The sequence below is a fragment of the Xanthomonas arboricola pv. populi genome (genome assembly GCF_002939945.1).
Classification (GTDB): Bacteria; Pseudomonadota; Gammaproteobacteria; order Xanthomonadales; family Xanthomonadaceae; genus Xanthomonas; species Xanthomonas arboricola_A.
Genome location: NZ_MDEB01000005.1, coordinates 323,655 through 342,268, shown reverse-complemented (window position 1 = coordinate 342,268; position 18,614 = coordinate 323,655). Strand labels below are relative to the sequence as shown.

9 protein-coding genes and 3 pseudogenes are annotated in these 18,614 nt (G+C 55.0%); 2 read left to right on the top strand and 10 right to left on the bottom strand.

What is annotated here, in order from left to right; translation table 11 throughout:
* Positions 1-50 precede the first annotated feature (50 nt).
* Positions 51-1,733, top strand: a pseudogene (mobH, locus tag XaplCFBP3123_RS15330) (MobH family relaxase); the annotation flags it as partial.
* Between the two features lie 174 nt (positions 1,734-1,907).
* Here the strand turns inward: mobH and XaplCFBP3123_RS15325 are convergent.
* The 8 genes and pseudogenes from XaplCFBP3123_RS15325 to XaplCFBP3123_RS15280 form a co-directional block, all read right to left on the bottom strand.
* The gene (locus XaplCFBP3123_RS15325) at positions 1,908-3,290 is read right to left on the bottom strand and encodes a DUF6792 domain-containing protein (protein ID WP_104534800.1); all 1,383 of its coding nucleotides are present in this window, start codon (positions 3,288-3,290) and stop codon (positions 1,908-1,910) included.
* Positions 3,287-3,946 carry a hypothetical protein gene (locus XaplCFBP3123_RS15320; protein ID WP_053045106.1) on the bottom strand — a complete coding sequence of 220 codons (660 nt, stop codon included), beginning with the start codon at positions 3,944-3,946 and terminating at the stop codon, positions 3,287-3,289. Before XaplCFBP3123_RS15320 ends, XaplCFBP3123_RS15325 begins: the two co-directional genes overlap by 4 nt.
* Positions 3,943-4,473 carry a hypothetical protein gene (locus XaplCFBP3123_RS15315; RefSeq protein WP_104534799.1) on the bottom strand — a complete coding sequence of 177 codons (531 nt, stop codon included), beginning with the start codon at positions 4,471-4,473 and terminating at the stop codon, positions 3,943-3,945. The genes XaplCFBP3123_RS15320 and XaplCFBP3123_RS15315 overlap by 4 nt, the downstream gene beginning before the upstream one ends.
* Before the next feature lie 377 nt (positions 4,474-4,850).
* Positions 4,851-5,369 (bottom strand): DUF4189 domain-containing protein, encoded by a 519-nt coding sequence (locus XaplCFBP3123_RS15310; protein WP_172453288.1) that lies wholly within the window; start codon positions 5,367-5,369, stop codon positions 4,851-4,853.
* A 43-nt stretch (positions 5,370-5,412) separates the two neighbouring features.
* Positions 5,413-6,549, bottom strand: coding sequence for a type IV secretion system protein (locus tag XaplCFBP3123_RS15305; RefSeq protein WP_104534797.1), 1,137 nt, complete (start codon positions 6,547-6,549; stop codon positions 5,413-5,415).
* Between the two features lie 31 nt (positions 6,550-6,580).
* Positions 6,581-7,228 (bottom strand): hypothetical protein, encoded by a 648-nt coding sequence (locus XaplCFBP3123_RS15300; protein ID WP_033836538.1) that lies wholly within the window; start codon positions 7,226-7,228, stop codon positions 6,581-6,583.
* Positions 7,229-8,247: 1,019 nt separating this feature from the next.
* Positions 8,248-9,794: pseudogene (locus XaplCFBP3123_RS21860) on the bottom strand (MASE1 domain-containing protein).
* A 967-nt stretch (positions 9,795-10,761) separates the two neighbouring features.
* Positions 10,762-10,923: pseudogene (locus XaplCFBP3123_RS15280) on the bottom strand (transposase); the annotation flags it as partial.
* A gap of 59 nt (positions 10,924-10,982) precedes the next feature.
* Here XaplCFBP3123_RS15280 and XaplCFBP3123_RS15275 point away from each other — a divergent pair.
* Positions 10,983-14,246 (top strand): DEAD/DEAH box helicase, encoded by a 3,264-nt coding sequence (locus tag XaplCFBP3123_RS15275; protein WP_104534796.1) that lies wholly within the window; start codon positions 10,983-10,985, stop codon positions 14,244-14,246.
* Between the two features lie 231 nt (positions 14,247-14,477).
* Here XaplCFBP3123_RS15275 and XaplCFBP3123_RS15270 read toward each other — a convergent pair whose 3' ends face one another.
* On the bottom strand, positions 14,478-17,705 hold the full coding sequence (locus XaplCFBP3123_RS15270) for a hypothetical protein (protein WP_104534823.1): 3,228 nt from the start codon (positions 17,703-17,705) through the stop codon (positions 14,478-14,480).
* 186 nt (positions 17,706-17,891) lie between these two features.
* Positions 17,892-18,605: a hypothetical protein gene (locus XaplCFBP3123_RS15265; protein WP_104534795.1), complete on the bottom strand. Its 714-nt coding sequence runs from the start codon at positions 18,603-18,605 to the stop codon at positions 17,892-17,894.
* Positions 18,606-18,614: the final 9 nt, after the last annotated feature.

The window sequence follows — 18,614 nt, the reverse complement described above, 5'->3', positions numbered from 1 at the left end:
CAACCGCAGACCTCTAGTTTTAGCTGGCATTGAATTGTGGGGAGTCGACATCTGAAAGCCATCACCACGCGTACCTGGGAGGCATGCTGGATCATGGCCTTGAAATCGTCGCGTTCGCGTTGAAGTTGCGACAGTCGCACCTGCTCCCCGCAGGAGCTTCGCCTGAGGACCAAGCGGCGCAAGCGGAGGCTTGGACTGCAGCTGTTGCTTATGCCGCACTGCTACACGACATCGGCAAGATCGCTGTCGATCTGCATGTAGAGCTGCAGGGGGGGAGGATCTGGCACCCCTGGCATGGACCACTGAACCAGCCTTATCGTTTTCGCCATCGCGAGGGTCGCGAATATCGCTTGCATGGGGCTGCGACTGGATTGCTCTACACCCGGATACTCGATAGCGCCGCGCTTGACTGGCTCAGCGGCTATCCAGCCCTATGGTCCCAGTTGCTTTACGTGCTGTCTGGCCAATATGAGCATGCTGACATGCTTGGCGAATTGGTGGTCCAGGCCGATCGCGCCTCGGTTGCGCAGGAGCTTGGTGGAGATCCGGCGAAGGTGATGGCCGCACCAAAGCACGCACTGCAACGCAAGCTGCTTGAGGGGCTGCGCTACCTGCTAAAAGAGCAGTTGAAACTGAACCAGCCAGAGGCATCAGATGGCTGGCTCACGGAGGATGCGCTATGGCTGGTGAGCAAGACTATTTCGGACAAGTTGCGTGCCCACCTGTTATCGCAAGGCATAGACGGCATCCCAGCGAGCAACTCGGCTGTGTTCAACGTTCTTCAAGAGCACAGCATGCTCCAGCCCGCACCGGACGGCAAAGCGATCTGGCGTGCAACGGTGACCAGCTCAAGCGGCTGGTCACATGCCTTTACGTTACTGCGGCTCTCGCCGGCCCTGATCTGGGAGGCTGGTGAGCGGCCGGCCGCATACGCGGGGACGGTGCTTGTTGAAGCAGGCCAAGGTGCCGATGCAACCGGCCAGAGTGCGCCGGACTTGCTTGACTCGGCCATGCAGGACACCGCCGATGATCGAGCCAATTCACCGTTGGAATCGAAGCCTTCCTTGAGCACACAACCCGTAGCGAGAAACGCGCCGGATATGATGGATGAACTGCTGGCAATGATTGGGGCACCAGATCCACCGAAGGGCGATGACCAAGGAAGTTCATCATCTCAGCCAATGCCTGAAGCTCCCGGAAAGCCACACCAGGTGAGCGAGTCCGTCCCAGCGAAAAAAAATCCAATGTCGACCAGTACCCAACCATCCAGGGACGAGTCGAATGGCACCTCAACTCAAATGTCAGCCGATCATTTCGTGACATGGCTGCAGCAGGCGATTGCATCGCGCCGACTTGTCATCAACGACGCTAAGGCGCTGGTGCATATCGTGGCGGATGCCGTCTATCTGGTAAGCCCAGGTGTGTTTCAGCGCTATGCGCAAGAACATCCTCAAATCGCTGACTATGCCAATCGTGAAGAGATGGCAGATTGGCAGTGGGCGCAAAAGAGATTTGAGAAATTGCATCTACACCGTAAGCAAGCCAATGGCCTGAACATCTGGACGTGCGAAGTAACCGGACCTCGCAAATCGCGACGGCTCCACGGCTACCTGCTTGAGCGTTGGCAGGGTGTATTTGGGGAGCTTCCGCCAAACAATCCATACCTGACGCTCCAGGAAGGAAACTCACAACCGCCGATCCATACGGACGCATCCACTTCACTTGATGACTGAAGGTCTACCCCTCATTGGTGTGCTTGAGTGTGAGCCAGTAGCGTTCACGTCTACCTCAGAGCCACGGCCGTAAGTATTAAACCGGATGTCGAGGCGTGGGACTAGTGAGCGTGTCTACGTGAATTGGCAGCCCGCGTAGCCGTGTTCGTCGAGCCAACGTGGCAGTTCAGAGCCTTAAAGCACACGCGCTGGTGACTGCTGAGCTACGTCCGGCTGCGTCCGCTGGGCATCCAAGGCTTGTGATTGGCGGATGCTTTCCTGCAATGGAGGCACGGTCTCGGACAGATCCACCTTGACCCGGAAGCCCGGTGTCTGGCCGACGATCCAAACCGCGTCCTGATGCGAGGTCACGCTTTGCAACTGATCGACACGCAGGATACCCACGCGTTTGGCCTCGACAGTGGCGTGCATCGCTTCGGCTGGAGAGGTTCCTGCAGGTAGTTTGCTGTGGATGGCTTGGTAAAGCGGATCGTTGGGAACCGATGCAGATGCAGGCTCGTCGAACCGACCACGCGGTGCTGCCGGAGCACCCACTTCGCCGCCAGATGGGCCCAAAGGCATCTTCCAGCCTGGCGGGACATATGTCGGCGCATGCTCGCTCTGCATGCGCTGCTGTACCTCCTCCCAGCGTGCCGCTGCCATGTCCGCGCGCCCTGCGCCGGGTGCGAGCGTGCCGCGCAACTGATCGATGCCATCGGCCATGGTCATTGCCTGCATGCTACGTGTACCGAGCGTGGCACCGAGGCGCATCGACGCTATGTCGTCGCGGTACTTGTCGATCATCGGTGAGTACTTTTGCGCCAACTGCTGCGCTTTAGGGTCTTCCAATACCGAGCGATCTGGATTGCCGTTGCCGTCCACTGGGAGGAAGTTGTGGATGCGGTGCGAATCGCCCAGGGGGATGGCAACAAACGGATTGCGCGCATCCAGCACACTGGCGGTATTGGCGTAACCAGCCTGTTCCAGGGTGGCAACCTCATGTGGTGTGGCATACACCTTCACCTGGCCATAGTGCTTGCTGGCAGCGCTGACGGCATCGCCGGCCATCACGTGGTTGATCACGTCGGTGCCGCCTTCTGGAATCCGCCGATCCAGGCTGACCGCGCCGTAGGCGTTGAAGGTCTCGCCCCTGAGCCCGAAGTGGTGGGCGGTGACCTGGGCCAGGTTGCCACCGAGGGAATGGCCGGTGACAAAGACGTCGGGTTTGTGCCCGTCACGCTTGCCTAGTCGCTCAGCTGTCTCCATTGCATGGCGGGTCAATTCAATTGCATCGTCTGACTGGTTGTTGTGACGTGCTGCAACCATCCCGCCATCCGCGGACACACCATCCTGCTGGAGTTGCCGCTCAAACTCGGTGCCGCGATGGGCGACAACAAGTTCGCCTGTGTCGACCCTCCTGTAGATCATGCCCTGATAGCCAGAAGGCCTATCAACGTATTCAAGCCGCTTGTATGGAGCACCACCGATATCTACCGTTCGACTATTTTCACCAGTTTCGCGTGGCTCGTCATAAACATAGCTCGCCAAAGCAGCATATTGTTGCGCAGTCAGAGTCATGGCGTTTCCTTGGTGGAAAGCAGGGTCACTTTGAACAACTGGTTGCGCAAACTTTCCTTGAACTGAGTGGGGTCCGAATGGCCAGAGTCGGGATAGTTATCCATTTCATCTTTCGGGTATCCGCCAGACCAGAAATATGTCACCCCCGGCTCGCCACTAAGCAATTTATCTTTATAAATCCCTGGCTGAAATCGTGTTTCTTCATGCTTACCGGTAGCTCTTAACGAAACATCTGCGCTAGTTAGCTCCCATCGGCAGACGCCCTTGCCGTAGTAGTCCGAATCCACCATTCCATCTGCGTAGATCGTCGCCACATATGTAGATTCGTTGATTTTCTTAAAATGGATGGGTATTCCATCCTCTTTAGATTTGCTCCAGACACCTGCAATAGGCTCGATTGGCGTGCATTGCTTGTGGTTGGTCATTTCATAGAACGCAGTTCCTGATATCCACTCAAACGGCCCCGGCGCATCCTCGATGGTCATCGTGATCCGGTACGCCTGTGTCGGATGCGGGTTCTTGCGGTAGACCGGATCGCCGTCGGTGGTGGTCGAATCGGTGTCGTGTCTTTCAGAGGCAGTATTCATGGGGTTGCATCCTGCTAAGAGCACTAGAAAAAACCAGCCGACAATCTTGATCCTCAGATACCCGTTCATGCAGCCATCGTGCGTTGTGCGGCACGCTGCGCCGCCGTGACTGAGTCGGTCAGTCGTCGACAGGCGCGGTTGATGTTGATGCCATGTATCAGCAAGGCAATGATCATAAGAGCGAACACCACCCCGAACTCTGGGATTTGTCTGATTATCTCCATCACTGCGGGGACACACGCCGCTCCCACTGCTAGCAGAAACATCAAACCCGTCATTGCAGTTGTACTAACGATGCCCCGACGCAGCTGCTTCAATTCACAGGTATTTTTCCCGTCTGCTTGCAGCTTTTTCCATACTTTCAGAGCACCTGCAATGAGACTCAGCAGCATCGACACTACAGCGAAGTGCAATACAGCACAGATAGTGGCCGCATACTGTGCAAGGTCCAGCAGGACCGTAAACGAAGTTCGATAGGCAAGAACAACCAAGCTTGCGGTCAGTAAGGTTGACATCAGCAGGATAGTCAACATGCGCCGAACGCCCTTGGGTGACCGGTACCAATGTGCGGTGTGGGGCGAGAACACGCTATCCATTACATCGCTCCTACGAGCTCTATTGAACTAACGGCGAACGTGGTCAGGGGTACGGGACCAGCTTTAAGAGATGCCTGTTGGAAACGCTTTTGGGCAAGCGCGTGCAAACATCTGTGCTGAGACGGGGTTGAAGCATTTGGGATAGGTCACAACGTAAGTGCCTGTCGCAGGGCTTACCGGCAGCCAGCAGTCCGTTGGAACGCCAACTGTGCGAAAGGTAAATGGGTGGTTGTTATATTAGGGAAGGAATTCATCGAAACCGCCGTTCTGTGCCGGTGACTGGATAGCTGTGGCATACATCATGAAAGCTGCAAATAGACTAAGCTTTTTCATGGAATATCCCTAAGTAAGCAATTATTTTCGGCTTGTGAAGCGGATCAGTACTTTTGAAAATAAGGCTCAGAGCATGCCTGATATATCACTCTGCAGTCTAAACCTTTGTTGTGTTTATTGCAGTTTGCAAGAGCGTCACTACTCGCGACATCAACCGTTGGGCCACCAGTGTACGAAAGTACTCCTGGCACAGCACTTTCGTTCTTATGTGGCTCTGCTATCGCAGTACACTGATTTTTGTATACGAAATCAATTTGGCACTCTTTTCCGCTCACGGATTTGCATTTTGACAACGCTTCTTCTTGAGCATCTGACTTTGTCAACTTGCCCTTTGCCACGCCCAAGTTATCCCCCCCGTCACTAGCTATAGCCCCCCAGGTTTTTATCCACTTACCGCTCGCACGAGGCTCTTGCTGGATAGAGTTTTCTTGCGGAATTGGCGCACATGCAGCCACCCCTTGTCCCCCGATGGGATACTGCCCAGGCGGGCAGCCCTGCTCAGCTTGGGCATTAGTGCCCATGCCTATAAAAACTAAAAAAACCAACAGGACCGTATTTTTCATTTCCATTACCTTGTACGGTTTTCTAAGAGGTCGAGCCAGCTAACTAAGCTTGATCCCGTGAATTTTGTCCAGCCAAGCCTCGTGAGCCTTTAGCAACTGTTTCACTGGAGTCTGCGCCAGCTATAGTCCTGGTAGCCGTTCCAACACCTTTCTGAACGTTAGCCTCTGATCTGTCCTCACTAGCTGCTGTGCGCTGCGGCACATAAGACCCAGCTGGTTGCCCCTGCGGCCCAGGACTCGCCGCGCCGCCACGATCAAATGCTGAATACGCCATGAACGTACCCATATTACCCTGCCAAATTGCGGCCGCCAACGTTGGAACGCTGATTATCAACAAGGTCATGACCAGTCCGATACCGCCCTGTTGTAGGGCTTGGCTAGACAGTCCTTCAGCGTTGCCCAATGTGATGAGTTGGGCAGCCCAATAGGCTGCAGCTACTTTTGCTGTGAATTTCAGCACCATCGCCGTGACCACCGACAGCATTGCCATCGAGAACAGCGTGCCGATCACGTAGAACAACCACTTCTTGAACAGGTCTTTGGTCTGGTCGAAGATCAGTGCCAAGATGAAGATTGGCCCGATCCCGATCAGGAACGCCATAGTGAACTTGAACAACAACAGCATCGCTCCAGCCGCCATCGGCGGACTGGCGGTGCCGAAGCCCGCCATCAATACAGCGCGGCCTTTCTTCTCTATTGCCTCCGGATCGGTTGGGTCGACGCGCACCGCATCCAGCGCGGTCAACGCCACCTGCGTGTAGGCAAGATTTTCGTCAATAGCATCGGAGGCGGTGCTGTCTTCATCACCCGTAAAAAGACCATGGATCTCTTTGTCCAGGTTTTGGGTCATGGTCTGGTGCAGCATTGCCCCGTTAACCCCGACAGCTGAAGCAAGGCTGATGATGATCGCGACCTTGCCGGCCTTGATCATGGTCGCCATTGCACTTTCACGCGACTGCCCGGTTGCGATGCGATAGCCCAGAATCAGTACCCACAGAGTGGTTACTGTCAAAGCGATCGTACTGACCCACCTCATAGCGCGGCTCATCAACTCCAAGCCGAACTCTTGAATCTCATTGCTGAAGTAGTCGTTGACCAGTTTGAAGAAAACGAACTCACCGAGGCCGATATCCGCCAAAGGCTGCAACCAGTTCATCGCTCCGTGGAGAATTGCGTCCATTACCTTCTGCCTGTCTGTCGTCGTGTAGCGATCAATTGGATAACGCGGCTTTCAGCGTTGCGGCCTGCACGAGCTGTCCCAGCGGTTTGAGCCAGCTATTTTGGTCGCCATCCAAAGCTTTTCTGGCCATTCGCGACTGATCTTCCTTGAGCCCGACGATATAGCTGTCATATGCCGTCATCTGGGCCTGCCAGTAGTCCAGGTCCATGGCGTTTTGTGCTACGAAACGCTGAACTTCGTTATCGTTGGCAGCAAGCGCCCCTTGGCTGGTGCCACCTCGGTCGCGCTGCGCCTCAATCGCTTTAAACTGGTTGTTGCGTTCTATAAGGCGCTTGAGCATGCGTACCGACTCGTTGTACTTGGCATTTTTTGCCAGCACCATGCGTGTGCAGACCTTCATTTGCTCCTCCACCATATTTCCTTTCATGTTGGGGGCGAGAGACTTGAATTGCTGCAGCACCCCTGAGAGGCCTGTCTTTGGGGCACCCGGACAGTCGTCTTCCAGGCCATAGTCTTCTGGACGTTCGGCAAAGTTGTCAGCCATGGTGGACGTCCCTAGGTTCAACCGCTGAAGCTTGATGAGCTGCTGCTGATAGTGATCCAGCTGCTGCTGATACTGCTTGAGGGTCTCGGTCCATCGCTTAGCCTGCTCTGCGTACTCCTGTAAGGCCTTCGCCATCGACGTTGGGTCATTGACAATCACTCCCACTGCATTCGCGGGCCCAACACTAAGACCGGCCGCAAGCAACAAGCCTGCGGCGAGACGTGAAAATGAAAGGCGTGAGCGGCGTGAGCGGTCATTCATGGCGGGACTCGTCGGTCTTATTGGTGCAGATGGATGGCGGGGATAGCAAACGAGGGATATAGAGGGCACAGCCCGGAAGGCGATAGGCAGCCCAGGCAGGTGGTGGGGAGTCAAGCGCGTAACGCAATCATGAAGCGAGAGAATTTTGTTCAGACACAGGCACAGCGACGAGAAAGACGCCGCCGGGGGTGCGGAGATGAGCGCCTGCTAGGGCCATTATCCTTATGTGCTATTGAGGCAGGTTGGGTCGAACTCTGGCATAGGTCAAGGCAGATTGCCACTACCAGCTCCCCCTCCAGACCGTCCTCTCACCGTCTAGCGGCCGCCACCTCAAGGGACAAGGTTGCCTGGGTAGGAAAAATCTGACATTCGGGAACGGCAATTCCCCACCCTCTGCAGTGGCGTGCCCGGTTGAGTCCGCACGATATTTGTCAACCGAGGAAAGCTCTGGATCGCGTACCGTCGCAGCTGCCTGGACCGCAGGCGAGCACTCCCTCTTCGAGGGGAAAGGACATGTGATGCGTAACTTCCAACGTGCGGCAAAAGTTGCTGTGGGACTGCTAGGACTGGCACTGTCATACAGTGCGGCGGCATGCTGTCCGGATGTCGGTCATAGCCCCGCTGCAGCAACAACAGGGCTGGGGGCCAGTCGTCCCTCTGCTACTGATCTCTCGGCTGTCAGCACCTTGCACGTGTATACGTTCGAGCGAGATGGGATCCGCTACCTGCAAGTCAATGGCCCTAGTGGCGATGTCCGAACTGCAATCGGGTGGATCGACGGTACCCGTTGGGTCATGCCGGTTGGTATCGATGCAGACCGCACCACGTTCTTGGCGGCGGGTTCACGCCCGAGCGGTACAGTCGTATATGAAGGAGATGGTATGACGGTGCTGCTACAGACACTCCCGCGTGGTGACAGCTGGCTCATCGTACCTAAAAATTGATCGTGTCCCTGTTGGTTCGGAAACAAAGAAGCTGATCTTGCCCGTATGGTGGCGCCGGCAGGTGCCACCATACGAGCGCACCCTGCTGGACAACTCTGCTGTGTTCTCAAGAGCGGTCCGACTGGCAGGCTTGCTCTCTGGCTTATCCCCGTAAATAGATACAGCAATGCCCTGGAGCCCGCGCAGTTTTCCGACCCTGGCCTTGATAGTATGACGCCTTGCTGGAGGCAGACAGGCAATCGCCTGCTGGGTGCATCTGTAGACGGCAAGCTGCAGCCCAACAGACAATTGCATGGGATTGCCGCGAAGCATGACTGGGTGGATTTCTGTGTGACTGGAGCTGGCGAAGCCTGGCGAACGGAAAACGTGATAGAGGCCATGCGTCTCGATCTCCAGCGGGTACAAAGCATTGATGTACTCGTGCAGCATCTTCGATTGGATAGAGCCCGTGCGAATCATCCGCATGGCGGCTTCATGTTGTCCGCGTGACTTGAGATGACTTTCGATGTCGCGGCGTAGTCGGTTCATCTGTACCTCATGTCGACGTACTCGATCACGTGCTCGCGCAATTCCCGCTCAGCCCATAGGTAGCTCAGTTTTGCCGTATCCAATGCCTGTTGCTCGCCTCGCAGACGCAGGCGCACTTCGGCAAGGGTGCTGGAGATACGCGCGCCCAGCACGAATAGTCCCGTAGCCGTTGTTGCGAGCATCACCTGCACAACAAAGCCTATTGAGTCATAGGCCCCCAGCACACCCGTATTTCGCAGTGAAAATGCCAGAGCGGTATTCGCCAGCACAACGCCGATGGCCGCGCCCCGCCAGCCATGCAGCCAGGTGAGTAGAACGGCAGGAACGATCAGCAACGACATTAAGCCCAACCGTGCAACATTGCTTTGCGGCAGTGTTGCTAATGCAAAGATCAATGCAGTCGCCAGAACCGCCAGTGCGCAATGAGGCGTCAGGCGGCTGGGCGTCTCTTCGTCGTGGCGGCGCATCCATAGAAGCACCGGCAGGACCACCATCAACATTCCGAGGTAGTCACCTACAGCGAAACGGGCGAACTTGACGCCGCTTATTGCCGACGAAGGTCCGTCGAGCATGATGTTGGTCCCCAGAGTGCAGAGCGCGCCCCAGACTGCCGTGACCAGAAGCATCGGGATCAGTGACGCTCCTGCGCGATGTACTGCCCCATACCTTGCCCGAATAGCAATAGGGACCAGAGCAATGGCCGGGACCAGGATCCAGGGGCTTGCGTAGGCCCAGGTAGGATTGACACCGACACTGCTGATCGCAGGAACCCGAATCATCAGCAATGCCGCGACATCGCCCATCAGTATCCAGGGTAGCAAGCGAGAAGGGGCGAGCAGCAACGCTGCGATCCGAAGGCCAGCTGGCAGGTACCACTGATCCAGTGAGCAGTGCCAAGACAGTTGAAACGCCAAGCAGTAGGCCGTAGCGGTTAACAGGCCCTGCGTCACACTTTTCAGCCCTTCCATGGGAATACCTTGAGTTTTGACGACGCCAGAGCATACCTGAGCGGGGGCCGTAACGGTGTGGGTGACCAAGACCGGTACATGCCCCTACACCCCAGTGAAACGGGTACGCCACAGATGCGCGTCAGGTATGTAGAGAGCCTGCTGCAAAAACATGGACGTCCTTGCCCCCTCGGCTTGATCAGATGGACAGAGGCCGTGGCGGGGAGCGTGGAGTTGGCGGGAGCCCTGGAATGCAATTCGGCTTGGTCACGCGATGAGCAGTGTTCTTCGGTGACGAGGACGGCACCCTGTCACGCTGGGAAAGAGCGCTGCCGCCAGGCACGGCGTCCCAGCCAAAGTAAAAGCGTGCCATCATCACCACATCTAAGCGAGCACGTCATTTCAACCACTACCAGGGAGGTACTTGTCATGAAGCCACGCACCACTGCCGCCACTTTCGCACTGGCTGCGGCTTTAGGCCTTGGCCTGAGCGCCCCAGCTCGCGCCCAGGCGCCTGATCCTTGCTCGGTCTTTCTTTGCATGTCCAGCATGACCGGCTTCGGCACTCCGTCTCCTGAATGTGCAGCGCCGATCGCAACCTTCCACGCCATCCAGGTATGGAGCCCGGCCTTCAACCCACCGGCCACGGCGGCGGCACGCCGGGTATATCTGACGACATGTCCAGGCGCGACTGCACCGAATCAAGCCATCTTGGAAGCCATCATCGCGAAGTGGGGCTATAGGCCTTGACGGGCATCGCCCGCTGACTCAGAAACATGCTTCTGAGACTTTGCGGGAATACCACCACGCTCCTGTTCGCGATGTGGATCGCGCATTGCCTTTCTGTGCGAATGGGTTCCTACGCATCGGCCAGTGGGAAGTGAACCCGCAACCTTTGTATGTTCGCCTGCAGGAAAGTGAACTCTGCAGCCAACTTTGGGTTGCTGATACACCGGCTCCCAAGGCGGAAATCGTTGGGAAGCAATCACCATGGTGCGCCGGCCCGTGCGATCCAGCGCAGTGCGTTGAACATCGCGCGTAGCGCTTACTTACGCTGTGGCGCCTGCGCATCCATTAGTGTCAAATACGGCGCAGCAAAGGCCCATTCTTCTTCGGAAATGTCGGTTGAATGAGGCTTACGAGGCTTCATCCGTATACGTTAGTGTGACAAGGGCAAAGTTCATATCATGCTCTAGAGGAAGTCATTTGATGGATCAAGAAAGCATCATCCGGTACTGGCACGCGGTCGAGTTGTTGCAACCGCAATCAGCACCCAAGCTGAAAAAACGCAGTAATCGATACGAAGCGTTTATCCATGACACGCCAATTCAGCGCCCGCTGCTTCCGTGGACCCCGGAAAGTATCGTCAGTAAGCAGGAGCTGCCCAAGAAGCGCATATGGAGCCACACGCTCTATGCTCATCTTTACGACAGTCGGCTCGTTGCCGAGAAGCTCGATGCGATGTACGGCGCCGATCAGGGCTACCAGGAACCCAAGTTTCGCGAGTCAGCCGTGTTTGCGGCAAAATTTACGGCGGGAGGGCGACTGGTCGATGACAGTTTCGTTCTATCAAGCGAAGCGTGGTTTCTTGGGCGGGTGTTGACCGGCAAAGATTGGACTAGAGGGTTCGAGACCGACCAAAAGACCCTCAGGGAGCGCGCTAACAGTCAGTTCGAGGGGGAGGTATCAAGCGAAGGCTTGCGCGAACTGACTCACTGGACCCTCCAGTTCCTGGGGTTGGGGGACTTTTTTGGTGAGATGGACCACCGTCTTTTTCGCTTTCGCTCACAACCAATCAAGCCCGACAAACCCGAGTCGGAAGACGATCCGCTGAACAGCTTTTTGCTGGACGATCTTGCAGATGTCGCCGATGCGATCTCCAGAGGGGTGAAAAGCGAACCACTGGATCAGTACCTGCGTCATCACGATCCAAAGCCTCGCCTGCATATGGACGATCAGCGTGCGTCGCTGCCATTGATGGGACGACTGATGCCGGATGCGTATGCCAGTAGCTGTTGGCCTACAGAACACCATTTGGGCCTAGTACATTCCCAACAGCTAGCAGTCAACACAATCCAGTCCAATCTTGCCGATGGTCACGGGCTGCTTGGCGTCAACGGCCCACCTGGTACGGGCAAGACGACGCTATTACGCGACCTGATCGCAGCGATTATTACCAGCCGCGCCGATACGCTTGCCAAGCTACGTCGCGCATCAGATGCATTCGCGAGCGATGGACGCGAAGCTGCCAACGACGGTGGTAAGCAGCAATACAGTTACAAGCTAAATCCTGCACTTTATGGCTTTGAAATCGTGGTCGCTTCATCCAACAACGGTGCTGTGGAAAATGTCACGCTCGAACTGCCTCAGCGAGACAAGATTGATGAAAGCTGGTTGCCAGAAGCAGAGTACTTCGCCGAGCTGGGGGAGCTGGTCTCGGGCAAACCTGCGTGGGGATTGATTTCTGGGGCATTGGGGAGCAAGGCACGACGCAACAAGTTCGTCGATCGTTACTTCTATGGTCAGCTCCCGTTTGGCAGCGAAGACAAGGCTGCTGCGGAGGTAGAAGACGAGACTGAGGTAGAGCCTGATGAGGAAGTCGACAACATTGTGGAGGCACTCTTTTCGACTCCCTCTGCTGAGACGGAACACGCTGACGATAGCGAGAACCAGAACGAAGATGCACCACCCGAGGAGGACAAGGGCCCGAAGGGTTTTTGGGGCTGGCTCAATGTGAGTGTAGAAGCGAATGCGGACCGCTCCCCAGAGCAACGTCAAGCGTTGTGGCAGCAAGCTGTCTCTCATTACGAGGCGGTCAAGGCGGAAGAACGCAAAGCATGCAATGACGCCAGTCGAATTCGTGAGCTGATCTTGGCTATTCTCAAAATCAGGAAGACGATTGCCGAAGACTCCGAAAAACTCCGAGCATTCGAACAGTCGCTGATTGAGGTAGCAAATAAACTCTCGCGCTTGGATAACGAGGAAGGTGGCCCCGCCAACATGGCGCTCAAGAAGTGTATTGACGCGCTTGAGAAGCTGCCAAAAAAGCCCGGTTTCTGGTCAAATTTATTCAGTCTCGGAAATGCTCGACGCGATTGGAGGACCGCTCGGGAACTGCTAGAAAGCCAGCATGACATCGCTAAGGCTGAGTTCGCGCGGATCACGCGCCTCACCCAACAACTTGATAGCGATAAGGCCCAGGTGGAAGGAAAAATCGCTGAAGCGCGTCGAGTGCTTCAGGGATCGCAGCAGCAGGATAAAACGCTTACGAGCGATGCCTTGGAACTCGCAACCACTCATCAGGCTGACCATCTGCTCGCTTGGTTGAAAGACAATGCTATCGGGCGTGGGGATGTCATTGAACTGGCCGAGCCCTGGCGCATTGAAGGCTGGCGGAAGGCACGGGCGCGGGTTTTCATCCAGGCATTGAAGCTCCACCGGACGTTCTTCGAGCTGGAAGCTTCAAGACTGCGCTCTAATTTGTTCATGATTAACGGGATGTTGGGTGGCTCACGCTTTCAAGGGATGTCGCGCGACGCAATCCGTTCGGCATGGGCTTCTTTGTTCATGGTCGTTCCAGTGTTGAGCAGCACTTTTGCATCATTCGCTCGTTCGTTTGGCTCATTGGGCGCAAGTGAAATTGGCTGGTTACTCGTGGATGAGGCTGGTCAGGCCGCACCTCAAGCTGCAGTCGGTGCGCTATGGCGGTCCAGGCGTGCGTTGCTGGTTGGAGACCCTCTGCAACTCAAGCCCATAGTCACCGTCTCCGATGCAGTGCTAGAACACATGCGTACACGTTACGGCGTTGATGCGCACTGGATTCCCAACCAAAAATCTGCGCAGGTACTGGCCGACGAAGCCACCCCTTGGGGGCGCATGGCTGGGCCTGCCGGCGGCAAGTCTTGGGTAGGATTGCCACTGGTCGTGCATCGCCGCTGCGACAGGCCCATGTATGCACTCGCCAACCGTATCGCCTACGACGGAGCGATGGTGTATGGAACGATCGCGCCGCGCGCCGACAAAGACACCCGCGCCAGTCTGCCGACAGGGTGGATACATATCAGTGGCACATCCGAAGGAAATTGGGTGCCTGCAGAAGGCCAAGTCTTACGAGACCTGCTCAAGCGGCTACATGGCGATGGCGTAGAGGCGAAAGATATTTCGGTCATCACTCCTTTCAAGGCTGTGCAGCAGAACTTAAAGCGCATGCTCCCAGGCAAGATGGTGTCCGGCACCATCCACACTATGCAGGGCAAAGAGGCGTCGGTCGTCATAGTCGTACTGGGGGGCAACACGGCAGGATCTGGCGCTCGCAACTGGGCTGTTTCGGAACCAAACCTGCTGAACGTGGCGGCGACGCGCGCCAAGCGGCGCCTCTATGTGATTGGCGACAGAAACGACTGGAAACATCGGCCATTGTTCTGTGATGTGATGGATCTGCTACCAATTCAGGATATTCGGGCCCACGAGTAATGGGCTTTCACAGCAGCGTAGCGGGATGGACTTTTCGCTTTACTGTGAGTGATTGCATAGATTTGACCAGTCGTTTGCATCGAATTTGACCAGTCCGCTGGCCGACCCTGAGCGGCAGAAATCGACCAGAAGCGAATACTCGGACCAATTTCAACCGAATGCGTCGTTCGTCGCAAGGCACAAAGCTCCCCAGGCGCCATTGATCGGACGCCTAAGGCAGATTGCTAATCATTATCTGGCTTCAAATGAACGAAGCTTCGCCAACGCACGGCTGATTGGAGGATTTTCCATACCTGCCGGAATAAGGATATCGTCATCAGGCTGGATCGCCGAAATCTCCTGGTCGTTTTCATCGATCTCCCAGGCATGCATAACGACGATGCCAGAAGTTTCTAGATGGCTAACGAGCTCCCCCTTAGAATTCACCGTAGCAACATGACACCTCTTATGTATTTCGTAATCTTTCAAAAATCGGTCAATATTTTCAGAAGAACTCGGCGTCATGGTATGTAGCCTAGAAAGTGCCGTTTGGACTTTCGAAGATCCATCATTAAATCGATCAAAATTACTTGTAATACCCACACGATAATGCGCAGCATTCTGCCTGTTAATGCCTCGTATCAATGCGATGCGCAACGCATTATTGGGATCTTTTTCTCCGATAGTTTTTGCGATGTTCTCGAATATCTTATGCCCAACGGCGACATTCTCGAAGGCGAACATTAGCACTGGAATTTCGCCTTTGCATGTTTGAAAGCCTAAGCCCTTCCAGCCGGCTTGATTCCACAGGCTCTCCTGAATGAGAGAGACAACCCTAAGCTCTCTATGCTTCATTGTAGAAAACTGGAACGGATGTTTTGGACGTTCCTCAGGCTCATCAGATTTAGGGCGCCAATCCATAGCCTCTATATTGTAGTGCTCAAACCAAGCTACGAGCCGAGTTGGCTTATACAATTCGAAGGTAGCATCCTGATGAGACCCGATGCCTGGGACAGCATCACGCCCCAAGAAATAGCCGTCTAAACCTATATTGCAGTTGAAGACAACTGCTCGCTCCAGGGCTTTGTCGTCTCGAAGCATCTCTTCGAGTCTCGACCAGCCAATTTGAGGGCAAATGATGGACACAAATTGAAGGCAGAATTCACTATAGAAGTTCCTGATCGCATCTCGTTTTTCATCGGTCAAATTGGCAATACTGAACGGCGAACAGAGGATCTCTGCAGAGGTTACCTGCGCAGCGGTGTCAAAACTATGCTCCAGTATGAAGTTGTCCTCATCTTCCAATAAGATATCAATATTCACTGCGGGCACTGTAGCGGCTGTATGGTCTGCCATCATCGGTGCGCAGAAACTCTCTAATACAGCCATCAATTGCTGCGCTAACTCGATGCATGGAGATTTTACAGGGAAGGACACAGACACCTTACAACCCAAGATGTAGGAGCTTATGGATGTCCAGCGATCCAGATATAGGTCGAGCTGGGCCACCGGTGCCCCCATGTCAATACTGCGCCACATATTCATAAAGTTAAGATCAATTAGCTCACCCTCAGGCCCCGCTTTATCTTCATGGCCTAAGCAAACCAATAGCGCATCTGCACTGAGCCCTAGATCCAACTGATTCAGCTTGTCCGGTAACCAGGCTATCCTTTCTACGTCTGAAAAATTGGCGTTGAGAAATAGCTTACCAATCAGAACCTCATAATTCATTTTCTGATTTTCTGTCCACGGATTTTCATCCAGCGTTTGAGAAACCAGTTGAGCTAAGTGATACCAAGTCAAAGACTGCCCTACGCGACCTAGTTGACCTTCAATCCACATGAGTCGTTGGTAAATAGCAGCTTGCTTGGCACTGCTTCGCTGTTCCTTAAGCGCGTCAGCGGTGACTACATAAGCTGCCATCAGCGCTGCTCCTCGCGCAGCCCACAGCAGGCCCTGCTTGTCGTATGCATTGGACAACATGTAAAGGGCAGAGAAGACTTCCGTCTTGCTTTCACTGCTGTACAGCCCATACAGAGATAACCCGAAGCACTTGATCGCCCTGTAGTAATCCTTTTTATCGCTGCTCAGCGCACCTCGCCTCAGATACTTATCTGCCTTAATCCGGCTATTTTCCCGCGCACCCGCATCATCAATGAGTTTATCCATCAGGTCTTCATAAGCTTTGAGATCTCCGAAGGCCACATCGAGAGCTTCCAGCAAGTTGACGAGACGAGCCATAGGGTAGCCAATCAGCTTATGGGCGCTATCAGCGATTTTGCTCAACGACCGGAAGGTGTTATTGGCTTGCTCCTCATTTTCGGCAACCAGCAGATCCAGAAGCGCCAAAGATGTCTTGGCTTGTAGTGCGCCGCTGATCATATCCGCGTCGTTGGCTATCGAGTTCAATCTCTCTCGAATGGTGGTCTCTAGGGAGTCCACATCGAGGGTGCACTTACCGTCTCGATGAGTGGTGACTACTAGATTGAACAAAGTTACGACTCTCTCCCACACCTCAACGTTTTCGGTCTCTTGGGCCACACCGAGTGCTTTCTCAAAGGATTCCTCAAAGAGTTCGGTATTTTCCAGCCACCAGTACGCGGCCCATGTCAGCTGGTAAAGGGCATCGAAATGCTGCCTATGGGTACCAAACTTTTTCGCTGTCCGCACAGCGATATTGAACTGATGCTCAACAGCAGCGGAATCCCGTTCCAGCTCTTTGCAGATGATGGCGCGCTTGGTGTAGAGGTCGACCTGGGAAAGCGTCAAATGGCCTGGATCTTCGATTTGGTCGATCTGACTTTCGATCTCTGTTAGCTGGATTTGCTTGTCAGCGTCGAACGGGCCGATCTGAATTTTGCTCTCAATATTGCCAGTGAGACCTAAGTGATCGATGGCAAGGTGCTGGTTCTTGGGTTGCAGCGTTTTATCAAGCAGCCAGGTTCGATCGTAGATGGTCACCTTGATGCCATGCTTTTTCGAAAGGTCGTCCTGAAGCTGCGCTCTCAGGCTGTTCTTGATGAACCGGCTGGAGACACAGAAGATACGGACGTACCCACGTCCAGTGGACATGATGCTCTCGACATCTTTCGTGCACTTTGTCTTCCAGTCTTTCTGGGTGCTAACACCGAATGCCCATCGCTGGGACTCCGGAGCCTCGTTTAGCCCCCAGAAGAAAGCGATTTGGCTGGAGACAGGATACGTCTCGGTGTCAGTTTTACCGTCGCCACCTGCTGTTGGCCCGGTCTGAGGAACCAGGTTGGGACAGATTTCTCGCTCACAAAGCTTGCGTACGAATATCTCGAACTCAAGCTCCTGGCTTCGATTGTTCAGGGTATCGAAATGGTACTCCAGCATGGAGCGGTCGATAGTCGACTCATGTAGCTTTAAAGAGTCCGAGAATTGCTCCGGACGTCTCGCTCGCAGGTAGTCTTGCGGCTTAGGGCCAGTAATCTTGGAAGCCAATTGTTCCTTGTCCATCATCCACTCCTGAAATGACCAATAGCATCGCACGGCTACGATCAACGCTCTGGCCCTAGGTCAACATAGGGCTCGACGTCATCGTGATGGTGTACGGTTCACGATACTGGGGACGTCTGCGCAGACTTGGTGAGTGGACAGTCGTTCACATCAGCCCTAATTACCGAGGCTGATGCTTGCTCGAATTTATGGTACCGGCCTCTCGGGCTGCCAAAAATTGCAGCTGAAGTTATTTAAGCCCCCGCCGAAGGGACTAGGCCTCACGGCGAACACTTCAGGCACCGCATCACCGTCGCCACCATCGCGGAAGAACTGCTTCATAGAGAAGAGCGCCTGAGCCTTCAAGCGCTCCCACTCCCGATACAGACTATCTTCGAGATCCCTCGCTACCTGGGCCGCACTGGGTTTGCGCTTGGGCAGGGGCAGAGTGTAGCTGGGATGAGGGGAGAAATCGTAGAAGAACGTCAGTTGCCCGTGCTTCCAGTCCGCAGACGGCGACGCTCGCCATCGGAACGACACTTGCACTGATAGCCGCTTGCTGAGATGGAAAGGCGGCCTAATCTGATCGTCAATGAAGAACAGGTCCCCCTCTTGGCGCTCAGTTTCGAGCCGCCCTTTCATTTGCTGCACGGCGTGAATGAGGTCACTGCCGGCATGCAGCGCACCCTGCCGAGTACGTTCGCGCTTCGCATGCGCCTTGGCATTGCTGTACTCAGCGATCGCTTGTTGGAAACCATGGAGCTTGTTAGCCACGTAGGGCCCACAGTTAATGAAGCCAAGGCCATGAATCGGCCCTACGCGCTCTTCGTCTAGGCACTTTTGTACTGCCGCCCGAAGCACCGCCTCGTCGACGTCGCTGATCGCAGCTTGCTGATCACTGGGCAAGTTAATGTACGACATAACCAAAAC